Here is a 19,347-nt window from a genome sequence, read left to right as displayed (position 1 = left end):
ACATCGGACAAGAACGGACGTATGCCGCCGGGCCGGGTCACGCGACGGCCGACCTCCCCCGACGGCATACGTCGTCGGTCGTGCTAGCGGTGCTCAGACCTGGGCGCGGCTCTCGATCGCGGCCAGCACCTCGGCGATGGCGTCGTCGACGGGCACGCCGTTCTTCTGGGACCCGTCGCGGTAGCGGAACGACACGGCGCCGGCGGCGCGGTCCTCCTCGCCGGCGATGAGCGTGAACGGCACCTTCGACTTGCTCGCGTTGCGGATCTTCTTCGGGAAGCGGTCGTCGCTCGCGTCGAGCTCGACCCGAACTCCCTTGCGCTTCAAGCGATTGAGAACATCCTGCAGGTAGTCGGCGTAGTCCTCGGCGACCGGCACGCCGAGCACCTGGACCGGGCTGAGCCAGACCGGGAAGGCACCGGCGTAGTGCTCGACGAGCACCCCGAGGAAGCGCTCGATCGAGCCGAACTTCGCCGAGTGGATCATGACGGGCTGCTGGCGCGAGCCGTCGGCGGCCTGGTACTCGAGCCCGAAGCGCTCGGGCTGGTTGAAGTCGTACTGGATCGTCGACATCTGCCACGTGCGGCCGATGGCGTCGCGGGCCTGGACGGAGATCTTCGGGCCGTAGAACGCGGCACCGCCGGGGTCGGCGACGAGCTCGAGCCCCGAGTCGGTGGCGACCTTCTCGAGGACCGCGGTGGCCACCTCCCACTGCTCGTCGGTGCCGATGAACTTCGCGGACTTCTCACCCTCGGTGTCGCGCGTGGACAGCTCGAGGTAGAAGTCGTCGAGTCCGAAGTCGCGCAGCAACGACAGGACGAAGTCGAGCAGGTGCTGGATCTCGGCCGGCGCCTGCTCGGCCGTGACGTAGCTGTGGGAGTCGTCCTGCGTCATGCCGCGCACACGCGTCAGGCCGTGCACGACGCCGGACTTCTCGTAGCGGTAGACCGACCCGAACTCGAAGAACCGGATCGGCAGCTCGCGGTAGGAGCGTCCGCGCGAGGCGAAGATCAGGTTGTGCATCGGGCAGTTCATCGCCTTGAGCTGGTAGCGCGCACCCTCGAGCTCCATCGGCGGGAACATCGTGTCGGCGTAGTACGGCAGGTGGCCGCTCGTGTGGAAGAGGCCGTCCTTGGTGATGTGCGGCGTGCCGACGTAGTCGAAGCCCTCCTCGATGTGCCGCCGGCGGACGTAGTCCTCCATCTCGCGCTTGATGACGCCACCCTTGGGGTGGAAGACGGGCAGGCCCGACCCGAGCTCGTCGGGAAAGCTGAAGAGGTCGAGCTCGGCACCGAGCTTGCGGTGGTCGCGTCGCTCGGCCTCCGCGAGGCGGTCGAGGTAGGCCTTGAGGTCGTCCTTGGTGGCCCAGGCGGTGCCGTAGACACGCTGCAGCTGCGGGTTCTTCTCCGAGCCGCGCCAGTACGCGGCGGCCGAGCGCATCAGCTTGAACGCGTTGCCGATGAGCTTCGTGCTCGGGATGTGCGGGCCGCGGCACAGGTCGCCCCAGGCGCGCGTGCCGTCGCGCCGGATGTTGTCGTAGATCGTCAGCTCGCCGGCCCCGACCTCGACCTCGGCACCCTCGGCCGCCTCGTCGGCGTTGCCGCCCTTGAGCCCGACGAGCTCGCACTTGTAGGGCTCGTGGGCGAGCTCCTCGAGGGCCTCGGCGTCGGTGACGACGCGTCGCTCGAAGATCTGCCCCTCGTTGATGATCTTCTGCATGGCCTTCTCGAGGGCCTTGAGGTCATCGGGGTGGAACGGGGTCTCGACGTCGAAGTCGTAGTAGAAGCCGTCGCGGATGGGCGGGCCGATGCCCAGCTTGGCGTCGGCGTGCAGCTGCTGCACCGCCTGTGCGAGCACGTGCGCCGTCGAGTGGCGCAGCACGGCGAGGCCGTCCTCGCTGGCGACCGTCACGGGCTCCACGACGTCGCCGTCGGCGACGACGTGGAAGAGGTCGCGCAGCTCGCCGTTGACCCGGGCCACGACGACGGCGCGGTCACCCTCGAAGAGATCTCCCGCCGTCGTCTGCTCCGTGACCGTTCGCTCGCTCCCGGCGACGGTGACGGTGATCTCTGCAGACACGGTGGGTGCTCCTTCGTGAGTGATCCGACCGTGAGCCGGTCGGATCCATGAGGTGTGCCGGCAACTGCGGCAGGTGCCCAGCGTATCGACCGTGACGGCCGCCCTGCGACGTGCCGGACGGCAACGGGCACCTGAGGCGGTGATTCGGCTGTGCGGGTGCGGCCGGCCTCCGATACTGGGCGGATGGAGGTCCCCACGGACGTCGAGGCCCTGAGCCTCACGCAGGCAGCCGCCCTGGCGGAGACGGCCGAAGCCGAGTTCATGTACGCGTTCGAGACCGGTGCCCCGCCCTCGGCCCGCAACGCCCTGGACATGACTGCGGTGCGCCTCGGTGGCGGCGTCGTGCTCGCGATGGGTGCCGACCCGACCGGCGGCTACTGGAACAAGGCGCTCGGCTTCGGCGTGACCGAGCCGGTGACCGACGACCTCGTGAGGTCGGTGCTCGACGTGTACCGCGCGAGCGGCTCGGCTGCGGCGGTGCTCCAGCTGGCACCGTCGGCGCTCCCGGAGGACTGGGACGACATCTGCCGCCGGCACGGCATCGTCGCGGGCTCGGTCTGGGCCAAGCTGCTGCGGCCGGCCGGGCCGCAGATCGGTCCGGCCACGACGGACCTGCGGATCGGGCGGGTCCGGCCCGACGACGTCGCCGAGTGGTCGCGGGTCTACTGCACGGGTTTCGGGATGCCCGAGGACCCCGACCTGTTGGCCTTCTTCGGGTCAGGCACCGACGAGGCGCGTGGCTTCCGGTCCTTCGGAGCCTGGTCGGGCGACCGGCTCGTCGCGTCCGCCAACCTGCACGTCGCCGGTCCTGTCGCGGCCTTCTGCGGGGCGGCCACGCTGCCGGACGAGCGCCGCCGGGGCGCGCAGTCCGCGTTCATGGCCGCACGCCTGGCCGAGGCGACGCGGCTCGGGTGCGATTGGATGAGCGCCGAGACCTGGCAGGAGTTCGACGGGAACGTGAACCCGTCGTTGCACAACATGGAGCGTGCCGGCTTCGTGCAGGTGTACGACCGGCGCAACTGGGTCTGGCGCGAGGAGCAGGTGTGATGGAGCCTGTGGAGGTCGTCGGTTTCGAGGGACGTTGGTCGCCGGCGGCGCCGGATCCCGACGAAGTGCGCGTCGTGCCCCTCCCCCCGTCCCGGCAGCAGGAGGCCATCGACCTCGTCTGCGCGCGCCTGCCGCACACCACCCGGGGTGAGGCCGGGTGGCACTTCGACGTGCCGGAGGTCTTCGACGGTCTCGCCTCGGTCGAGGCCGTCGACCGCCACGGCGCCATGCTCGGGGTCGGCTTCACGGCACACCCGCACTTCGCGCCCGAGGGACGCACGTTCCAGCGGGTCATCGTGGCTCGCGAGCACGAGGGCCGAGGGATCGGGAGGGCTCTGCGGCACGCCCTGTTCGAGCGCCTGCCCCACGGCACGACCGCTCTCGTCGCCGGGACGTTCGACGACGACCCTCGTTCGCTCGAGGTCGCCACCCACTGGGGGTTCGGCGTCGAGGAGCACGCGATCGAGTCGAAGCTCGACCTCGTCGACCTGCCGACACCGGAGCTTCCCCCCGACGTCACCCTGCACGACGTGCCCGACCTCGTCTTCGACGACGCCGACGTCGTCGAGCAGATGCTGCTCGCGAGCCAGACGAACCCCGAGGCCGCGCAGGGCTGGGTGTTCGACCTGGGCAAGCTGCGTGCTCTCGTCTCCGACAACGAGACACCGGTCTGCGTCGTCGCCCGGGTCGGTGGCGAGCCCGCGGCGATCACCTTCGGAGGGGTCTCCGACGCGACCCTGATGATCGCCTACAGCGGTGTCGGTCCGGCCCATCGTGGCCGTGGGCTGATGACCCTCGTCAAGCAGCGCGCGCACCTCTCGGCCCGCGACGTCGGCGCCACGGTCAGCCGCACGGCCAACGAGGAGCACAACCACGGCATCCGCCGAATCAACGCGGATCTGGGCTACGTCGTGCACAGCGGCGTCTACCGGATGTCGCAGCGGCTCGACGGGTGACGGCGGAGGGCCGGCCGCACCAGAGATGCGGCCGGCCCTGCCTCAGTTCCTCGCCCTCGTCACCAGGTGTTCTCGACGACGGCGTGCTCGACCTCGCCCTTGGCGTTCTCGAGGACCGACAAGGTGCGGCTCGCCTCGAAGATGGTGCGGAGGCGGACCGTCGACGGGAGCCGCACGGGCTTGCGGAACCACACGCGGCTGGACAGTCCGGCCTCGGGCAACCGTGGGCCGAGCGAGGCGAGAGCCCTTGCGTAGGAGTACATCCCGTGGGCGATGGCCGTCGGGAACCCGAGCGGGCGCGCCGTCAGGGCGTGCACGTGGATCGGGTTCCAGTCGCCCGACACGGCCGCATACTCGCGGCCCGTTCCATCGCCGAGTCGCCAGACGGGCCCGGCGGTGACCGCGTCGAGGGCATCCTGCGATGGCGGCTCGGTGGCGGCTGCGTCGGGGTGCTCCTGCCCCCGCGACAGGTAGGTGCTGACGCCCCGCCAGACGAGCTCTCCGCGCACCTCGACCTCCGACACGAGGTCGACCTGGCGGCCACGACGGTGGGGCCGGAGGTCCTGGGGACGCACCGAGACGTCGAGCACCTCGTCCGCGGTGACCGGGCGGGAGACCTCGATCCGGTTCTCGACGTGCACGGCGCCCATGAGCGGCAGCGGGAAGCGGTCGTCGCTCATCACGGTCATCTGCAGCGGGAACGCGACGAGGTGCGGGTAGGTGACCGGCAGGGTCCCGTCGACCGGGAAGCGGCAGACGCGGGAGTAGGCCACGAGGTCGTCGAGGTCGACCCGGACGCCCGCCCGCGAGACCCGGACGTCGGGCAGGGTGTCGCCGGACCTGCCGCGGCGCAGGGCGGCCGTCGCATAGATGCGGCGCAGGTCCGGGGCGCCGTCGAGGGTGATCTCCTTGGTCATCCTGGCCTCACGCCCCGAGCAGGCTCTGGCCGCAGACCCGCACGACCTGCCCCGTGACCGCTGCAGCACCGGGCTGCGCGAACCACGCGATGGTCTCGGCGACGTCCTTGGGGTGCCCACCCTGCTGGAGGGAGTTCATGCGGCGCCCGATCTCCCTGGTGGCGAACGGGATCCGGGCCGTCATCTCGGTCTCGATGAAGCCCGGCGCAACGGCGTTGACGGTGATGCCGCGCCCGGCCAGCTGGCGCGAGAGTGCGGAGACGAGACCGATGACCCCGGCCTTGCTCGCACCGTAGTTGGTCTGGCCGCGGTTGCCCGCGATGCCGGCGATCGACGCGACGCACACGATGCGACCGCCGTCCTGCAGGGCGCCCTGCCCGAGGATGGCCTCGTTCATCCGGAGGATCGACCGGAGGTTGACGTCGATGACGCTCTTCCAGCGGTCTTCGTCCATGTTGACGAAGAGCTTGTCGCGGGTGATGCCCGCGTTGTGCACCACGATGTCGATGGCGCCGTGGCGGCTCCTCGCGTGCTCGACGATGCGCACCCCCGCGTCCTCGGCCGTGACGTCGAGCTGGAGTGCCGTGCCCTTCACCTCGTTGGCGACCGCTGCGAGCGCGTCGCCGGCGGCGGGGATGTCGACGGCCACGACCGTCGCGCCGTCGCGCGCCAAGACACGGGCGATCTCGGCACCGATGCCGCGGGCGGCGCCGGTGACGACGGCCACCTTGCCCTCGAGCGGCCGCAGTGCGTCGGCGTCAGCGCTCGTCGTCTCGTCGACGCGCACCACCTGACCGTCGACGTACGCCGACCGGCCGCTGAGGAAGAACTCTAGCGCGGAGCGCACGCCGTCCCGCGCATCGCCCTGTGCGAGAACGAGGTTGGCGGTCGCGCCGGCGCGCAGCTCCTTGCCGATCGACCGCACGACGCCCTCGAGGGCGCGCTGCGTCGTCACCGCGGCGACGTCGGTGAGTGTGGCAGGGTCGGTGCCGACGACGACGACGCGCCCGTTGCGCTTGAGCGCCTTGACCGCCGGCGCTCCGAGCACGCGCAGGTCGTCGAGGTCTGCCGGGTCGGTCGCCGCGCTGAGGTCGAGTACGACCGCGCCGAGCTTGTCGGGGACGTCGGCTGCCGAGGCGACCGTGGGGACGCCGACCGCGCCGAGCCACGCCACGATCGCGTCGGCGAAACGGCCGGCGCCAGCCACGAGGACCGGACCCTCGCAGAGCGGCATACCCGGCTCGTAGCGACGCAGGCGCGTCGGCTGCGGGACGCCGACCTTCTGCGCGACAGGTGAGCGGACGATGGTGGTGAACAGGTCGGTCATTGCTCAGGCCTCCAGGATCGCGACGACGCCCTGGCCGCCGGCTGCACAGATCGAGATGAGGCCCCGTCCGCCACCGGCCTCCTTGAGCTGCTTGGCCAGGGAGGCGACGATGCGGCCGCCGGTGGCCGCGAACGGGTGCCCCGCCGCGAGCGACGAGCCGTTGACGTTGAGCCTGCTCCGGTCGATGGAGCCGAGGGGCGCGTCGAGCCCGAGCCGGCCCTTGCAGAAGTCGGGGTCCTCCCATGCCTTGAGCGTGGTGAGCACGGTCGCCGCGAAGGCCTCGTGGATCTCGTAAAAGTCGAAGTCCTGCAGCGAGAGGCCGTTTCGCGCGAGGAGGCGCGGGACGGCATACGCGGGAGCCATCAGCAGGCCCTCGTCGCCGTGGACGTAGTCGACGGCAGCGGTCTCGGCGTCGACGAACCACGCGAGGGGGGTGATCCGGTGCTCCGTGGTCCACTCCTCGCTCGCGAGGAGCACGGCGGAGGCGCCGTCGGTCAGCGGCGTGGAGTTGCCCGCCGTCATCGTCCCCCCGTCACCCTTGCCGAAGGCCGGCTTGAGCGTGGCGAGCTTCTCGACGGAGGAGTCGGGGCGCAGGTTGTTGTCACGCGAGACACCGAGGTACGGGGTGACGAGGTCGTCCTGGAACCCGCGCTCGTAGGCGGCGGCGAGCTTCTGGTGGCTGGCGGCCGCGAGCTCGTCCTGCGCCTCGCGGGTGATCCCCCACTGGGCAGCGGTCAGTGCCATGTGCTCGCCCATCGAGAGCCCGGTGCGGGGCTCGACGTTCTCGGGGATCGCGGGAACGAGGTGGCTCGGGCGCAGACCGGCCAGCGCCCTGGCGCGCTCTGTCGCCGACCGGGCACGGTTGGCCGCGAGGAGGGTCTGGCGCAGGCCCTCGTTGACAGCGATCGGCGCATCGCTCGCACTGTCGACACCGCCGGCGATGCCGGCGTCGATCTGCCCGAGGGCGATCTTGTTCGCGACGAGGATCGCAGCCTCGAGGCCCGTGCCGCACGCCTGCTGGATGTCGTAGGCGGGGGTGGTGGGGTCGAGGCGGGTGCCGAGCACCGTCTCACGGGTGAGGTTGAAGTCGCGGCTGTGCTTGAGCACGGCGCCGGCGACGACCTCGCCCAGGCGCTCCCCGGCGAGGCCGTAGCGCGCGACGAGGCCGTCGATGCTCGCGGTCAGCATGTCCTGGTTCGACGCCTTCGCGTACGTGCCGTGGGCACGTGCGAAGGGGATGCGGTTGCCCCCGAGGACCGCGACACGTCGGGGTGTGCGCGGGCTGGTCTTGGACGCCATGGATCTCTACCTGCTCTCGGTGTGGTGGCTGACGATCAGCTCCAAGATAACCGAAACTCGCAGTAGTCGATACAGCGAGTACCTGTTACTTTCGTGAAATGGACGACGACGTGGACCAGGCCGCCAGGGCTCAGACTGCGCCCCGAGACGGTCGCGACGCCCGCTGGGAGCGGCACCGGGAGGAGCGGCGGTCAGCCCTCGTCGACGCCACGATCCGCGCCATCCGCAGGCACGGGGCCGGGGTCGGCATGGACGACATCGCCACCGAGGCCGGCACGTCGAAGACCGTCATCTACCGGCACTTCGACGACAAGGCCGGCCTCTACCGCGCCGTGGCCAGTCGCATCGACGGGCGGGTGGTCGGCAACGTCGGAGCGGCCTTGGGGCAGTCGGGCACGCCGCACGGCGACACCCGCGAGCTCGTGGCCTCGACCGTCGACGCCTACCTGGCCCTCGTCGAGTCCGACACCGAGGTCTACCGCTTCGTCGTCAACCGCCCGCTCGTCGACCTGCCCCTGCCCGACGACCCCGTCGGAGGCACCGTCGACCAGGTCACCGACCAGCTCACCGGCCTGCTGCTCGCCTCGTTGAGCGCGTCCGCCACCGACCACACCCGGGCGCGCACATGGGCCATCGCCCTCGTCGGCTCGGTCCGCGCGGTCGCCGACGACTGGCTCGCGACCCCCGAGTCCGACCGCGCTCCCCGGGCCGACGTCGTCGAGTCCCTCACCGAGCTGGCCTGGCGCGGGCTGGCGCCCGTTCTCGCCGACACGAAAGGCAGATGAGATGTCCACCGCTGCAGACGTTCCCGTCGCTGGGCCGCCGATGCCCACCGTCTCCTCCCCAGAGCTCGCGGCACGGCTCCGGGCCCATCTCGACGGACCCTACGGCGCGGTCCGCGACCACTGCCGGGCCCTCGAGCCCGACACGTTCGGACCGCCGCCGGCTCCTCTCCCGACCGATGAGCACCGCACGCGGGTCAGCACCCAGCTCGCAGCCCTGGCGAAGGAGTCGTATGCCGCCGACGGCTTCCCCGAGCACCAGGGCGGCTCCGCGCGCTACGCAGATGCGGTCGCCGCATTCGAGATGCTCGGCCACACCGACCTGTCGCTCTTCGTCAAGGCGGGCGTGCAGTGGGGCCTCTTCGGCGGGGCGGTCTCGCTCCTCGGCACGAGCCGGCACGACCACCTGGTGCCGCTCATCACGTCGGGCGAGCTGCAGGGCTGCTTCGCCATGACCGAGACGGGCCACGGCAGCGACGTGCAGAGCCTGCTCACGACCGCGACGTTCGACCCGGCGACCGACGAGATCGTCGTCCACTCCCCCGAGCCGGCCGCCCGCAAGGACTACATCGGCAACGCCGCCCGTGACGGCCGGGTCGCTGCCGTCTTCGCCCAGCTCGTCGTCGGCAGCGAGGTGCACGGGGTCCACTGCGTGCTCGTGCCGATCCGCGAGTCCGACGGCACGACGGCGACGGGCGTCACCATCGAGGACTGCGGCGCCAAGCTCGGCCTCGGGGGCGTCGACAACGGCCGCCTCTCCTTCGACCACGTGCGGGTCCCGCGCACCAACCTGCTCGGCCGCTACGGCGACATCGACGACTCCGGCACCTACACGAGCCCCATCGACAACCCCGGCCGCCGCTTCTTCACGATGCTCGGCACGTTGGTGCGCGGGCGCATCTCCGTCGCCGGCGGTTCCGGTGCGGCCGCGCGCTCGGCTCTGGCGGTCACCACGAGGTATGCCGCCGGGCGGCGCCAGTTCGCCGCCCCGGGCACCGACGTCGAGACGACGGTTCTCGACTACCGCACATACCAACGGCGCCTGCTGCCGAGGATCGCGACGGCATACGCCCTGCAGGTGGCCCAGCACGAGCTCGTCACGGCGATGGACGACGTGCTCTCGGGGCGTGCCTCCACGGAGCAGGACCAGCGACGTCTCGAGACCCGCGCCGCGGGGATCAAGGTGCTGACCACTCGCCACGCCACCGACACCATCCAGGAGTGCCGCGAGCTCTGCGGCGGCGCCGGCTACCTCTGGGCCAACCGCCTCGCGGCGCTCAAGGCCGACACCGACATCTTCACGACCTTCGAGGGCGACAACACGGTGCTGCTGCAGCTCGTGGCCAAGTCGCTCCTCGCCGACTACCAGGCGACCTTCGGCGACCTCGACACCCTCGGGATCGTGCGCTTCGGGGCGCGTCTGGTTGGCGGCACGGTGATCGAGCGTTCGGCCGCGCGCGGCATCGTGCAGCGGCTCGTCGACGCGGCCCCGGGCCGCGAGGAGGACGTCACCTTCGGCATCCGCGGCACCCAGCTGCGGCTCCTGCGCGAGCGCGAAGAGCACCTGCTGGAAGGTCTCGCGCGGCGGCTGCGACGCGCCACCGCGCCCGACGTCGACGCGTTCGCTGTCTTCAACGCGAGCCAGGACCACCTCGTCGAGGCGGCGGCGGCGCACGTGGAGCGCGTCGTCGCAGAGGCGTTCGCCGCCTCCGTCGAGGAGTGCACCGACGGTGAGGCGAAGGCGGTCCTCGCCCGCGTGTGCGACCTGCACCTGCTCGCGACGGTCGAGCGGCACAAGGCGTGGTACCTCGAGCACGACCGGCTCAGCCCGGCACGCACCAAGGCGCTGACGGCGCTCGTCAACGAGATCTGCGCCGAGCTACGTCCGCTCGCGACCGACCTCGTCGACGGGTTCGGCATCCCCGAGGGTCTGCTCACGACGGAGATGGCGGGGACGGCCTGATCCTGCGCGTGATCGCGCCGGTCGTGTCGCAATGGCGCACCAGGCGCGCGATCAGGCGCGCGACCTGACTCGACGGTCAGGTCAGGCCTCGGGGCGCTGGTAGCGGCCGCGCCGGTGCACGAGCGGGCCGTCCTCCGGGCCGACGACGACGTGCTCGACGACCGCCTCGACGAGCACCGACCAGCCGACGTCGTGGCGGCTCGCCGCGTCGAGACGCACCCCGGCCCACGTCGTCGCCGAGTCCGGCCTGGGTCCCCACTCGGTCTGCTCCCACGTGCCGAGACGAAACGGGCCGCCCGGGGCCGGCATGACGCCGGCGAACGCGTCCGCGAGCCGCTGGTCACGGACGCCGAGCAGCGACACCACGGCGGTGCCGGTCTCCGTGAGCCCGTCGAGCAGGTCCGAGTCGGGATGCAGCAGGCCGACCACCCGACCGGGGTCTCCGGTGGCGACCAGGTAGGACGAGACGGTCAGCCCGGCCCGCTCCACGCCGACCCCAGCGGTCCACAGCGACACGGTGCCCCCGATGCGGCCGCGGAGGCGCCGGAGGGGGTCACGGTCCTCGTCGGGGGTGTCGAACGGGTGCTCGGTGTGGATCGTCACGCGGCGCTCCGGCCTGGTCGAAGGAGCCGCCTCACTCGCGCTCGGCGACCATCAGTGCGTCGTCGACCGACACGGCGCCGGGCGTGACGACCTCGGCGTAGACGCCGGCGCACTGAGACGGTGCCCGGGTGACCTTGAGCGTGCACTCGCCCAGGCGGACGACCTGCCCGACGAGCCGGTCCAGCACCGCCGACTCCATGTCGAGCACGATGTTCGCCTTGGGGTGCGTCTCGACGTAGTCGTCGGCCGTCACGAGGTGCACGGCGTGCTTCTTGGCGCGGTTTCCCGCCGGACCCGACGGAGTCACCTCGACCGAGTCGAGCTCTTGCCCGGGTGAGTCGGAGTCGGGGTAGATGAAGAGGCTGGAGACCGTCGCGACCATGGGCCACACGCTAGTGCGTCGACCCCGGGGCCGGCGCGTCCACCGCGCCGTCGAGCCAGACGGTGGACGTGAAGGGACTCGAACCCCTGACCTCTCGCGTGTGAAGCGAGCGCTCTAACCAGCTGAGCTACACGTCCGGGCACCCCTGTGCCGGCAGGCTGTCGGGGTGACGGAGGGAAACAATAGCCGCTCCGGGTCCGGTGGCGGAAATCGCCCCCGCCGCCGCCGTGTCGAGGGCCTTCGCCGAGTCGGTGCTCAGTCGATTCCGGGAACCTGGGTCAGGAGCTCCTCGGCCCACTGCGGCACGAACTGCGGGACGCCGGCCCAGGCGAGGTAGCCCCAGATGACGCCCCACACGATGAGCACGGTGCCCAGGGCCACGAGGCCCCGCACCCAGACGGCCTGGGCCAGGATCCAGGCGTTCCAGCGGCTCACGTGGCGCTTGCCGAAGTCGAGCCAGCGCTGCGCGAACTCGAACTCGCTGGCGAGGACCAGCAGTCCGAAGAAGACCACGAGCCACCCGGGCCCCGGGGCGGGGACCATGATCAGTCCGGCGACCGTGACGACGGTCCCGACGACACCGACCGCCGTGCGCCAGACCAGGTGGGTGACCCGGTTGCGACGCAGCCGGGCGCGCCAGGCCCATCGGTCCTCGTCGGCGTCGAGGGTCCGGTTGGGGTCGGAGTAGTCGACCTCCGGGCGCGCAGCCGCGTTCGGGGACTCGTCGGGGCCGCTCACGGGTCGGCGTCCCGTTCTGCGTTGCTGCGGAACACCCGAAGGAGCTCGCGCGTGACAGGGTTGTCCTCCGGGAGCAGTCGGTCATCGACCGCGTGGATCGGGAGCACGTCCTTCGTGGAGCTTGTGATGAACACCTCGTCGGCCGTCTGCAGCACGTCGAGCGGCAGGGCCTCCTCGCGGAGGTCGACGCCGGCGGTGCGCCCCCACTCGATGGTCAGCTCGCGCGTGATGCCGGCCAGCAGGCCGGAGCCGACGGGCGGCGTGAACACGACTCCGTCGACCACGACGAAGACGTTGCTGCCGGTGCACTCGCACAGCTCGCCGCGGGTGTTGGCGAAGACGGCCTCGACGGCCCCCGCGCGCTTGGCCCGCGCGAGCGCGACGACGTTCTCGGCGTACGAGGTCGTCTTGAGACCGGCCACGGCGGAGCGCTCGTTGCGCGTCCACGGCACGACGGTCAGCTTGCCGCTCTCGGGGGGCAGTGCCTGCGGGGCGGCGAGGACGATGTACGTCAGCGACGCGTCGTCACGGTCGGATCCGAGCGGCCCGATGCCACCGGTGACGCTGTAGCGCAGCCGGCCGAACGGGATGCCCGGACCGTCGAGGACGGCCGCGACGCCCTTGTCGACGACCGCGAGGTCGACCGGCGGCAGGCCGAGACCGTCCGCGGAACGCTCGAGCCGCCGGTGGTGGCGCGAGAGGGCGAACGGTCGCCCGTCGACGATCTTTGCCGTCTCGAAGACGCCGTCGCCCACCGTCACCGCGTGGTCGAGGGCGGAGACGGATGGTCCTGTGGGGTCGACGAGGTCGCCGTCGACCCAGACGCGCATGGTCGTGCTCATGGTCCCTTCCCTGTGGCTCGGCCCTGTGGCTGGCGGAGCGCCCTCATGGTGTCACAGTGCCCGCAGCCAGCCCGATGAGGCGGGCCGCCTTGAGCTCGGTCTCGGCCCACTCCCCCTCGGGGTCGGAGTGCCACGTGATGCCGGCCCCGGTGCCGAAGCGCAGCCAGCGACGCCCCGCCTCGTCCAGGTCTGCCCAGAAGGTGCGAATACCGACGGCGAGGTCGGCCTCGCGCGCGTCGGCGTCGACCCAGCCGATCGCCCCGCAGTACGGCCCACGGGGGTGCGTCTCGAGGTCGTGGATCGCGGTCAGGGCGCTCGACTTCGGCGCGCCCGAGACGGACCCGGGCGGGTAGGCGGCGGCGAAGACCTCGGCCCAGCCGACGCCCTCCCCCAGCCGTCCGCTGACGGTCGAGACGAGGTGGACGAGGCCGGGGTGCTCCTCGATCGCGCAGAGCTCGTCGACCGAGACGGTTCCGGGCTCGCAGACGCCGGAGAGGTCGTTGCGCATGAGGTCGACGATCATGACGTTCTCGGCGTGGTCCTTGGGCAGCATCTGCTCGGCCGTCGGTGCCGTGCCCTTGATCGGCCGCGTCACGACGGTGTCGCCCCGCCGGGCCAGGAAGAGCTCCGGTGAGGCGCTCACGACGTCGAGGCCGGCGGCGCTGCAGCGGATCCGAGCCGCGTGTGGTGCCGGGTTGCCTTGTCGCAGAAGGTCGTCCAACCCATCGAGATCAGCATCGTCACCGAGCTCGTGGCTGAGCACCCGGCACACGTTCACCTGGTAGACCGTTCCGGCCGCGATGCGATCGCGCACCTCGCGGACCGCGCCGATGTATGCCGCACGGTCGAGAGAGGTGCACCAGTCGCGGTCGAGCGGCTGCCAGGTCAGTGCGCCCCGGGGTGGAGGCGCCGGTGTCGTGCGGCTGACCTCGGCGAACCGGACCGCGGTGACGTCGCCCTCGAAGGTCGCCACGACGGCCCAGAAGCCTTCGCGCGTGATGGCGTCGAGGGCCGCTGGGCCGCGGGCGACATCGATGACCTCGCGGGCCTCCCGGTCGGCGAAGCGGGCGTGGTCCACCCGCAGATCGTAGGCCCTACCGGGCGAGTGCCTTCTCGATGTCGGCGGCGATGGCGGACGGCTCGGTGGTCGGCGCGTAGCGCTCGATGACGGCGCCGTCGCGGCCGACGAGGAACTTGGTGAAGTTCCACTTGATCTTGCTGCCGAGCAGGCCGCCCTGCTCGGACTTGAGCCACGTGAAGAGGGGGTGCTCGTCGTCACCGTTGACGTCGACCTTCGAGAACATCGGGAACGTGACGCCGTAGTTCTTCTGGCAGAACTCGCCGATCTCCTCGTCGCTGCCGGGGTCCTGGCTGCCGAACTGGTTGCACGGGAAGCCGAGCACCGTCAGACCCTGCGCGCGATAGCTCTGGTAGAGCTCCTCGAGGCCGGCGAACTGCGGCGTGAAGCCGCAGGCGCTGGCGGTGTTGACGACGAGCACGACGTCACCGGCGTACTGGTCGAGCGAGACCTCCGAGCCGTCGATGGCGGTGGCCTTGAAGTCGTTCAGGACGGTCACGGTGTCTCCTCAGGGTGGTCACGCGTCGTGAGTACGCGTCGGTAGCATCTTCGCCCGCGAGGAGCCCGCACCGCCAATCGGCGTCGAGGGTTGCCGGTCTCAGGACGCGTCGGCGTCGTCGGGCTCGGGCGGGAGGTCCTTGCCCTCGCGCTCGTCGCGGTCGGCCCATTCGAGCAGCGCACGGAAGTCGAAGACGGCGTCGTCGATGCCGGCGTGCAGGTCACCGAGCCGCGCGAACCGCTCGGGCATGGTGGCGATGGTGAAGTCCTGCGGCTCGGCGTCCGCGACCTCGTCCCAGCCGAGCGGAGCCGACACGGTGCCGTGCGGGTTCCCCCGCACGCTGTAGGCAGCCGCGATGGTGTGGTCGCGGGCGTTCTGGTTGTAGTCGACGAACAGGTCCTCCGGTGAGCGGTCGCGCCGCCACCACGTCGTGGTCACGTCATCGGGCAGCCGACGCTCCACCTCCCGGGCGAAGGCGAGGGCCCCCCGGCGCACGTCCTTGAAACCCCAGTCGGGCGCGATGCGCACGTAGACGTGCAGACCCGACCCGCCGGAGGTCTTGGGCCATCCGACGGCTCCGAGCTCGTCGAGGATCTCGCGCGTCGTGGCGGCGGCCCGTCGGACCTTGTCGAAGCCGCACTGCGGCATCGGGTCGAGGTCGATGCGCCACTCGTCGGGCTTCTCGGTGTCGGCGCGGCGGCTGTTCCAGGGGTGGAACTCGACGGTCGACATCTGGACCGCCCAGATGACGTCGGCGAGGCGGGTCACGCAGAGCTCGTCGGCGTGCAGCCCGTAGCGCGGGAAGTGCAGCCGCACCGTCTCGACCCAGGGCGGAGCCCCGGCCGGCAGCCGCTTCTGGTGCACCTTCGGTCCGTCCACTCCCTTGGGGAAGCGGTGCAGCATGCAGGGCCGCTCACGCAGCGCGTTGACGATGCCCGGACCGACCGCCTGGTAGTACCGGACGAGGTCGAGCTTGGTCTCGCCACGCTCGGAGAAGTAGACGCGGTCGGGGCTGGAGAGCCGCACCGTGTGGTCGCCGACCTCGATCTCCATCGCCGGGCTCTTGCTCGCCGCCATGCCGACAGCCTACGTATGCCGTGGGGTCGCCGAGCGCACCGACGCGTGCGTCGCGGAGGCGACCTGACGGCATGCGCCCCCGGACGTGCGGAAGGGCCCGCAGACGTGAGTCGACGGGCCCTTCCAGCGGAGCGGACGACCGGGCTCGAACCGGCGACCTCAACCTTGGCAAGGTTGCGCTCTACCAACTGAGCTACGTCCGCTTGCCATCCCCGGAGCCGAAGCCCCGTGGGTGCGAGGTAGACCATAGCGGACGGTCGGGCCCGGCGCGAAACCCGCTCTCCGAGTGGCCGTTCGGGCGCCGACTGCACGTCCTTCGAGACCGGCTGTCCATCGCCCGGGACAGCGCGAGAGGATGTGTCCATGGCGAAGCCCGCTGGCCTGCGGTTCCTCAGACGCAAGGGCCACGACCTGACTGTGAAGGACCGCGACGGCGACCAGCACCGCGCCACCCTGGAGAAGCTGGCCGGGGTGGAGGACGGCACCCACGAGGACGGCGCCTTCTCCTTCGGCTACTGCAAGAGCTGCGACTGGACCGGCCCGGCCCGGCGTGCCCGAGACAAGGCCCGCAAGGACGCCGTCGCGCACCAGGCCGAGTGCGAGGGCAAGGGCAAGATCCGCATCGGTGTGAGCGACCCCGACGCGGACTAACGCCCGACGGCCATCTCCCCCAGCTCGGACCACTCCGTGCCCTCGATCGTCGTGTTGATGATCCTCGGCGTGGCGGAGAGGTAGTCGGGCAGCGTCGACGTGGCCTGCTTGAAGTGGTCGCTCTGCACGTGCGGGCCGCCGGCGGCATCGTCGCGGAAGGCCTCGACCAGCACGTACTCCGTCGGGTCGTCGAGGCTGCGCGACCAGTCGAACCAGAGGCAGCCCTCCTCGGCGCGGGTGGCCTCGGTGAAGCCCCGCGAGATCTCGGGCCACTCATCGGCGTGCTCTGGCTTCACGGGGAACTTGGCGGTGATGAAGATCAACGTGCTCACTCCTGTCGGGTCGCTGTCGCGTGCTGTGGGCGTGCCCCCAGGAACCTGAGGGCCACCCGAGGCAGGTTCTCACGACGTGGGCAGGGTCGTCCGCCCGAGGCCGGACAAGCCCCGTCTTGCTAGGTTCTGCGCCGTGGACATCACGCGGATCCGAGCGGACGACTGGGAGCTGTTCCGGGACGTGCGCCTCGCCTCGCTGTCGGAGTCACCGGAGGCTTTCGGCTCGCGTCACGCCCACTGGGTCGACGCGTCGGTCGAGCAGTGGCGCGACCGCCTCAGCACGGTGCCACTGACTCTCGTGGCACGCGACAACAGCCGCGCCTGCAGCGCGTACGAGCGGGCCGGGTTCGTCGACGCGGGCGTTCCCGAGGACTGGCCTGTCGACGAGCCGATGGAGAACCGCATGGAGCTTCGCAGCTGATCCCGTTCAGATGCTGTCTCTGCTGGCGAGGTGCTCAAGCTCAAGCAGCCACGACCACGGACATGGTCGAGCGGTTCCTGGCTGGCACGGGCGTCGGCGAAGACGCAGAAGGCGAGCGGAAGAACCGGTCCGACGAGGGCGACGATCACCCACTGCTGGAACATGGCCTGCGTCTCGAGCAGGCCCGGGGTCTGCTGCGCATCAATCAGACGGTGGAGCGCCAGATGCTGTGCCAGTTCATCGCTGCGACGATCGACCCCACGGATACGAGAAGGGAGATGCCGCTCATCGCGCGGAGCAGTTGCCGCGTGCGGTAGCCCCTGCGGGTCACGGTAGCGGTCGGCGCGGCGGTTTGGGCGCCCGACGCCCGAAGTGCGACCACACGTCCGGTCTTGCCGCACATGGGTGTTCGACCCGTCGCCAACGTTTACGGTGAGCCACGTGTGGGCTTCTCTTGAGACGTGGCTGATCGGGGACGGGCAGTTTCCGCAGCTCGCGTTGGGCGCCGTCGTCCACGACTGCGGCTTGAGGTTGAACTGCTCACACCTACACGCTTCGAGCGAAGTGGTCCATCAGGTCAGCGGTGCTCGCGTCGATGACCTGGGTCGACCGCGTTGTCGACTGACCGGTCTCTGCCACTCGGTGGCCGGCGACATGGCAGCCTTGATCGCCATGCCGGGCTGGCTCGTCAGTGCGGAGCCGGAGACATACCGGCTCGTACGTGGGACCCGCCCCCAGCCTGCATCTCAGCTCTTGGAACATCGCTTGGTGCGCATGCCAGGAGAGCCGCCGGACACGCGAGCGTACGGACCCGTCGTCCGTGTCACCCACCCCGACCGACTGAGTTGGACCGCCGACATCTTGGAGGCCGGGCTATCTCATCGACGTGGTCCCGGTCTAGAGCCCGGGAGAACTCCCTCAGGCACTTGCCTTGGACGTCAGTCAAGACGTCGGCTCGCTCATCGGGGACCCAGCGGCACCGACCCCGGGGATTGAAGGTCGACGCGTCGCGGTCCTCAACTCAGCGGCAAAGGCCCGCAATCTAGTGCGAACTCTCGTCGGGAAGGCGCCTCCAACGCCCCTCGGACACCACCTGTGCCACCCCGTCGACCACGCGGATCGCAGACTGGTCGTCGAGGACGTACGCCGGCCCGTTGATCTCGGCTGCCCACATCTCGGCATCGGCCATGGTGTTGTCCGGAAACACGTCGAGATGGGGAAAGATCGAGAAGTCGACGAGGCCGAGCGTGCGATCGTCGGGCGCTCCCGGCCACTGCACGAAGTCCGCACCGATCCGCGGCGTCATCACCATGCTACCGGCGCTCACACCCACCCAGACCGTGTCGGACAGCGAGGGCAGGAGGGCCGCCAACCCGGACTCCCTCATCCAGTGGCACAGATAGGTGGCCTCGCCACCGTCGACGAGGATGACGTCGGCCGCACGAATCCACGGCACCCAGCGTTCTTCGCCGATCGTCGCCAGCGCCGTCAGCTCGAGCAGGCCGAGGGAGCCCCACGGCATCGAGGTCATCCCGCCCCACGGCGGCAGACCAGCGACGAAGCCGCGCGCCGAGACCGGCCCGCACCTCGGATGACCCCACTGTGCGGTGGGGATGCACAGTGCCGTCGCCTCGTCGACCGGCTTGCCCAGCAGGTCGACGAGCGCCTCGTGAATGCTCGGGTTCGTGACTCCCCCGGACGTGAGTAGCAGTTTCACGATGCCCACTGAACCACAGGGAAGCGACTGCCACCGTGGCCGGATGGCGGAGTTGCCGATCGACTGTCGGCGTGTGCACGACTCGCTCGTTGTCGCACCGAGGCTCGTCACCCAGCCCGCCGACGTGAGCAAGGTCGGCTGCCCGACCCCGTGACCCTTCAGTCACGCCGGCGGACGTCTCGAGCGACCGGGGTCGGATGAGGCTGGCGTCCCGTAGACCTCGCCTACGACCAAAGTCGCCAGCTCGGCGTTCCTTGGGGTGTCGTTCGGCCCGCGGGTCCATGCTTTCGGCGGTAGCGAGCCACCCGTTCGCCGCAACAGGATGGCATGCCGGGCGACTCGACCGGTGCCGAACGGCAGGCACGAGGGAGGCACGAGGCCTCGGCGCCTGCGGACCCGAAGGGACTCGAAGTGAAGGACGACACATGGGATGGCGTCGTGGTCAAGAAGACGCGCGGGTTGCTGGATGGCTCGAACCTCTACCGCCGCCTCAGAGTCCGGCGCGGTGACGGTCAGGTGGTCACGGTCCGGGTGAACACCGCCATGTGGGAGAGCGTCGAGGTGGGTGATCTCGTCGGAAAGGACATGGGGCAGGACCCGGTCAAGCGATAGGCGCACCGTCTGTCGCGAGTTGCCC

21 protein-coding genes and 2 tRNA genes are annotated in these 19,347 nt (G+C 70.7%); 8 read left to right on the top strand and 15 right to left on the bottom strand.

The window, feature by feature from the left end:
- Window positions 1–93 precede the first annotated feature (93 nt).
- Window positions 94–2,079, bottom strand: coding sequence for a threonine--tRNA ligase (thrS, locus tag AC1DE0_RS10500; protein ID WP_478100076.1), 1,986 nt, complete (start codon window positions 2,077–2,079; stop codon window positions 94–96).
- 183 nt (window positions 2,080–2,262) lie between these two features.
- Between thrS and AC1DE0_RS10495 the strand changes: the two genes are divergently transcribed.
- Window positions 2,263–3,126, top strand: coding sequence for a GNAT family N-acetyltransferase (locus AC1DE0_RS10495; RefSeq protein ID WP_478100072.1), 864 nt, complete (start codon window positions 2,263–2,265; stop codon window positions 3,124–3,126).
- Window positions 3,126–4,082, top strand: coding sequence for a hypothetical protein (locus AC1DE0_RS10490; RefSeq protein ID WP_478100069.1), 957 nt, complete (start codon window positions 3,126–3,128; stop codon window positions 4,080–4,082). Before AC1DE0_RS10495 ends, AC1DE0_RS10490 begins: the two co-directional genes overlap by 1 nt.
- 59 nt (window positions 4,083–4,141) lie before the next feature.
- Here the strand turns inward: AC1DE0_RS10490 and AC1DE0_RS10485 are convergent, their stop codons facing one another.
- Genes AC1DE0_RS10485 through AC1DE0_RS10475 form a run of 3 tightly spaced genes read right to left on the bottom strand, consistent with a single transcriptional unit; the run spans window position 4,142 to window position 7,625 of the window.
- The gene (locus AC1DE0_RS10485) at window positions 4,142–4,999 is read right to left on the bottom strand and encodes a MaoC family dehydratase (RefSeq protein WP_478100067.1); all 858 of its coding nucleotides are present in this window, start codon (window positions 4,997–4,999) and stop codon (window positions 4,142–4,144) included.
- Between the two features lie 7 nt (window positions 5,000–5,006).
- Complete coding sequence (locus AC1DE0_RS10480; RefSeq protein WP_478100065.1) at window positions 5,007–6,326, bottom strand: 3-oxoacyl-ACP reductase; 1,320 nt, start codon at window positions 6,324–6,326, stop codon at window positions 5,007–5,009.
- A gap of 3 nt (window positions 6,327–6,329) precedes the next feature.
- Window positions 6,330–7,625 carry an acetyl-CoA C-acetyltransferase gene (locus AC1DE0_RS10475; protein WP_478100063.1) on the bottom strand — a complete coding sequence of 432 codons (1,296 nt, stop codon included), beginning with the start codon at window positions 7,623–7,625 and terminating at the stop codon, window positions 6,330–6,332.
- 98 nt (window positions 7,626–7,723) lie between these two features.
- Here AC1DE0_RS10475 and AC1DE0_RS10470 point away from each other — a divergent pair, with 98 nt between their 5' ends.
- Together AC1DE0_RS10470 and AC1DE0_RS10465 are read left to right on the top strand one after the other, a co-directional pair.
- Window positions 7,724–8,410, top strand: coding sequence for a TetR/AcrR family transcriptional regulator (locus AC1DE0_RS10470; RefSeq protein ID WP_478100061.1), 687 nt, complete (start codon window positions 7,724–7,726; stop codon window positions 8,408–8,410).
- Window position 8,411: 1 nt separating this feature from the next.
- Window positions 8,412–10,370 carry an acyl-CoA dehydrogenase family protein gene (locus AC1DE0_RS10465; RefSeq protein WP_478100059.1) on the top strand — a complete coding sequence of 653 codons (1,959 nt, stop codon included), beginning with the start codon at window positions 8,412–8,414 and terminating at the stop codon, window positions 10,368–10,370.
- Between the two features lie 81 nt (window positions 10,371–10,451).
- Here the strand turns inward: AC1DE0_RS10465 and AC1DE0_RS10460 are convergent, their stop codons facing one another.
- The 9 genes from AC1DE0_RS10460 to AC1DE0_RS10420 all read right to left on the bottom strand — a co-directional run bounded on the left by AC1DE0_RS10460 (window position 10,452) and on the right by AC1DE0_RS10420 (window position 15,792).
- Window positions 10,452–10,973: a flavin reductase family protein gene (locus AC1DE0_RS10460; RefSeq protein ID WP_478100057.1), complete on the bottom strand. Its 522-nt coding sequence runs from the start codon at window positions 10,971–10,973 to the stop codon at window positions 10,452–10,454.
- Between the two features lie 31 nt (window positions 10,974–11,004).
- Window positions 11,005–11,355 (bottom strand): hypothetical protein, encoded by a 351-nt coding sequence (locus AC1DE0_RS10455; protein WP_478100055.1) that lies wholly within the window; start codon window positions 11,353–11,355, stop codon window positions 11,005–11,007.
- Window positions 11,356–11,418: 63 nt separating this feature from the next.
- Window positions 11,419–11,492, bottom strand: a tRNA-Val gene (locus tag AC1DE0_RS10450).
- Between the two features lie 118 nt (window positions 11,493–11,610).
- The gene (locus AC1DE0_RS10445) at window positions 11,611–12,093 is read right to left on the bottom strand and encodes a TIGR02611 family protein (protein ID WP_478100053.1); all 483 of its coding nucleotides are present in this window, start codon (window positions 12,091–12,093) and stop codon (window positions 11,611–11,613) included.
- Window positions 12,090–12,935, bottom strand: a complete 846-nt coding sequence (locus AC1DE0_RS10440) for an aminotransferase class IV (protein WP_478100051.1) — start codon at window positions 12,933–12,935, stop codon at window positions 12,090–12,092. The genes AC1DE0_RS10445 and AC1DE0_RS10440 overlap by 4 nt, the downstream gene beginning before the upstream one ends.
- 43 nt (window positions 12,936–12,978) lie before the next feature.
- Window positions 12,979–14,013, bottom strand: a complete 1,035-nt coding sequence (locus tag AC1DE0_RS10435) for a chorismate-binding protein (RefSeq protein ID WP_478100049.1) — start codon at window positions 14,011–14,013, stop codon at window positions 12,979–12,981.
- A 16-nt stretch (window positions 14,014–14,029) separates the two neighbouring features.
- A complete protein-coding gene (locus AC1DE0_RS10430) occupies window positions 14,030–14,512 on the bottom strand; it encodes a glutathione peroxidase (protein WP_478100047.1) in 483 nt (160 codons plus the stop codon).
- 99 nt (window positions 14,513–14,611) lie between these two features.
- The gene (ligD, locus tag AC1DE0_RS10425) at window positions 14,612–15,589 is read right to left on the bottom strand and encodes a non-homologous end-joining DNA ligase (protein WP_478100044.1); all 978 of its coding nucleotides are present in this window, start codon (window positions 15,587–15,589) and stop codon (window positions 14,612–14,614) included.
- Between the two features lie 130 nt (window positions 15,590–15,719).
- Window positions 15,720–15,792 (bottom strand) — tRNA-Gly (locus AC1DE0_RS10420).
- Window positions 15,793–15,952: 160 nt separating this feature from the next.
- Here AC1DE0_RS10420 and AC1DE0_RS10415 point away from each other — a divergent pair.
- The gene (locus AC1DE0_RS10415) at window positions 15,953–16,240 is read left to right on the top strand and encodes a hypothetical protein (protein ID WP_478100042.1); all 288 of its coding nucleotides are present in this window, start codon (window positions 15,953–15,955) and stop codon (window positions 16,238–16,240) included.
- On the opposite strand, the gene AC1DE0_RS10410 is transcribed toward AC1DE0_RS10415, so the two are convergent.
- Window positions 16,237–16,563 carry a putative quinol monooxygenase gene (locus tag AC1DE0_RS10410; RefSeq protein ID WP_478100133.1) on the bottom strand — a complete coding sequence of 109 codons (327 nt, stop codon included), beginning with the start codon at window positions 16,561–16,563 and terminating at the stop codon, window positions 16,237–16,239. The genes AC1DE0_RS10415 and AC1DE0_RS10410 overlap by 4 nt on opposite strands.
- Before the next feature lie 142 nt (window positions 16,564–16,705).
- On the opposite strand from AC1DE0_RS10410, the gene AC1DE0_RS10405 reads away from it, so the two are divergent.
- Together AC1DE0_RS10405 and AC1DE0_RS10400 are read left to right on the top strand one after the other, a co-directional pair.
- Entirely contained in the window at window positions 16,706–16,993 is a 288-nt protein-coding gene (locus AC1DE0_RS10405) for a hypothetical protein (protein ID WP_478100040.1), read from the top strand.
- A 62-nt stretch (window positions 16,994–17,055) separates the two neighbouring features.
- Window positions 17,056–17,310, top strand: coding sequence for a hypothetical protein (locus AC1DE0_RS10400; RefSeq protein ID WP_478100038.1), 255 nt, complete (start codon window positions 17,056–17,058; stop codon window positions 17,308–17,310).
- Between the two features lie 725 nt (window positions 17,311–18,035).
- Here AC1DE0_RS10400 and AC1DE0_RS10395 read toward each other — a convergent pair.
- Entirely contained in the window at window positions 18,036–18,710 is a 675-nt protein-coding gene (locus AC1DE0_RS10395; RefSeq protein ID WP_478100036.1) for a Type 1 glutamine amidotransferase-like domain-containing protein, read from the bottom strand.
- A gap of 411 nt (window positions 18,711–19,121) precedes the next feature.
- Here AC1DE0_RS10395 and AC1DE0_RS10390 point away from each other — a divergent pair, with 411 nt between their 5' ends.
- On the top strand, window positions 19,122–19,322 hold the full coding sequence (locus AC1DE0_RS10390) for a DUF7489 domain-containing protein (RefSeq protein ID WP_478100034.1): 201 nt from the start codon (window positions 19,122–19,124) through the stop codon (window positions 19,320–19,322).
- The last annotated feature ends 25 nt before the right edge of the window (window positions 19,323–19,347 follow it).

The organism is Terrabacter sp. 05T424, from assembly GCF_056396225.1.
The sequence above is the reverse complement of the archived record's forward strand: the minus strand, read 5'-3'. Positions and strand labels throughout refer to the sequence as shown.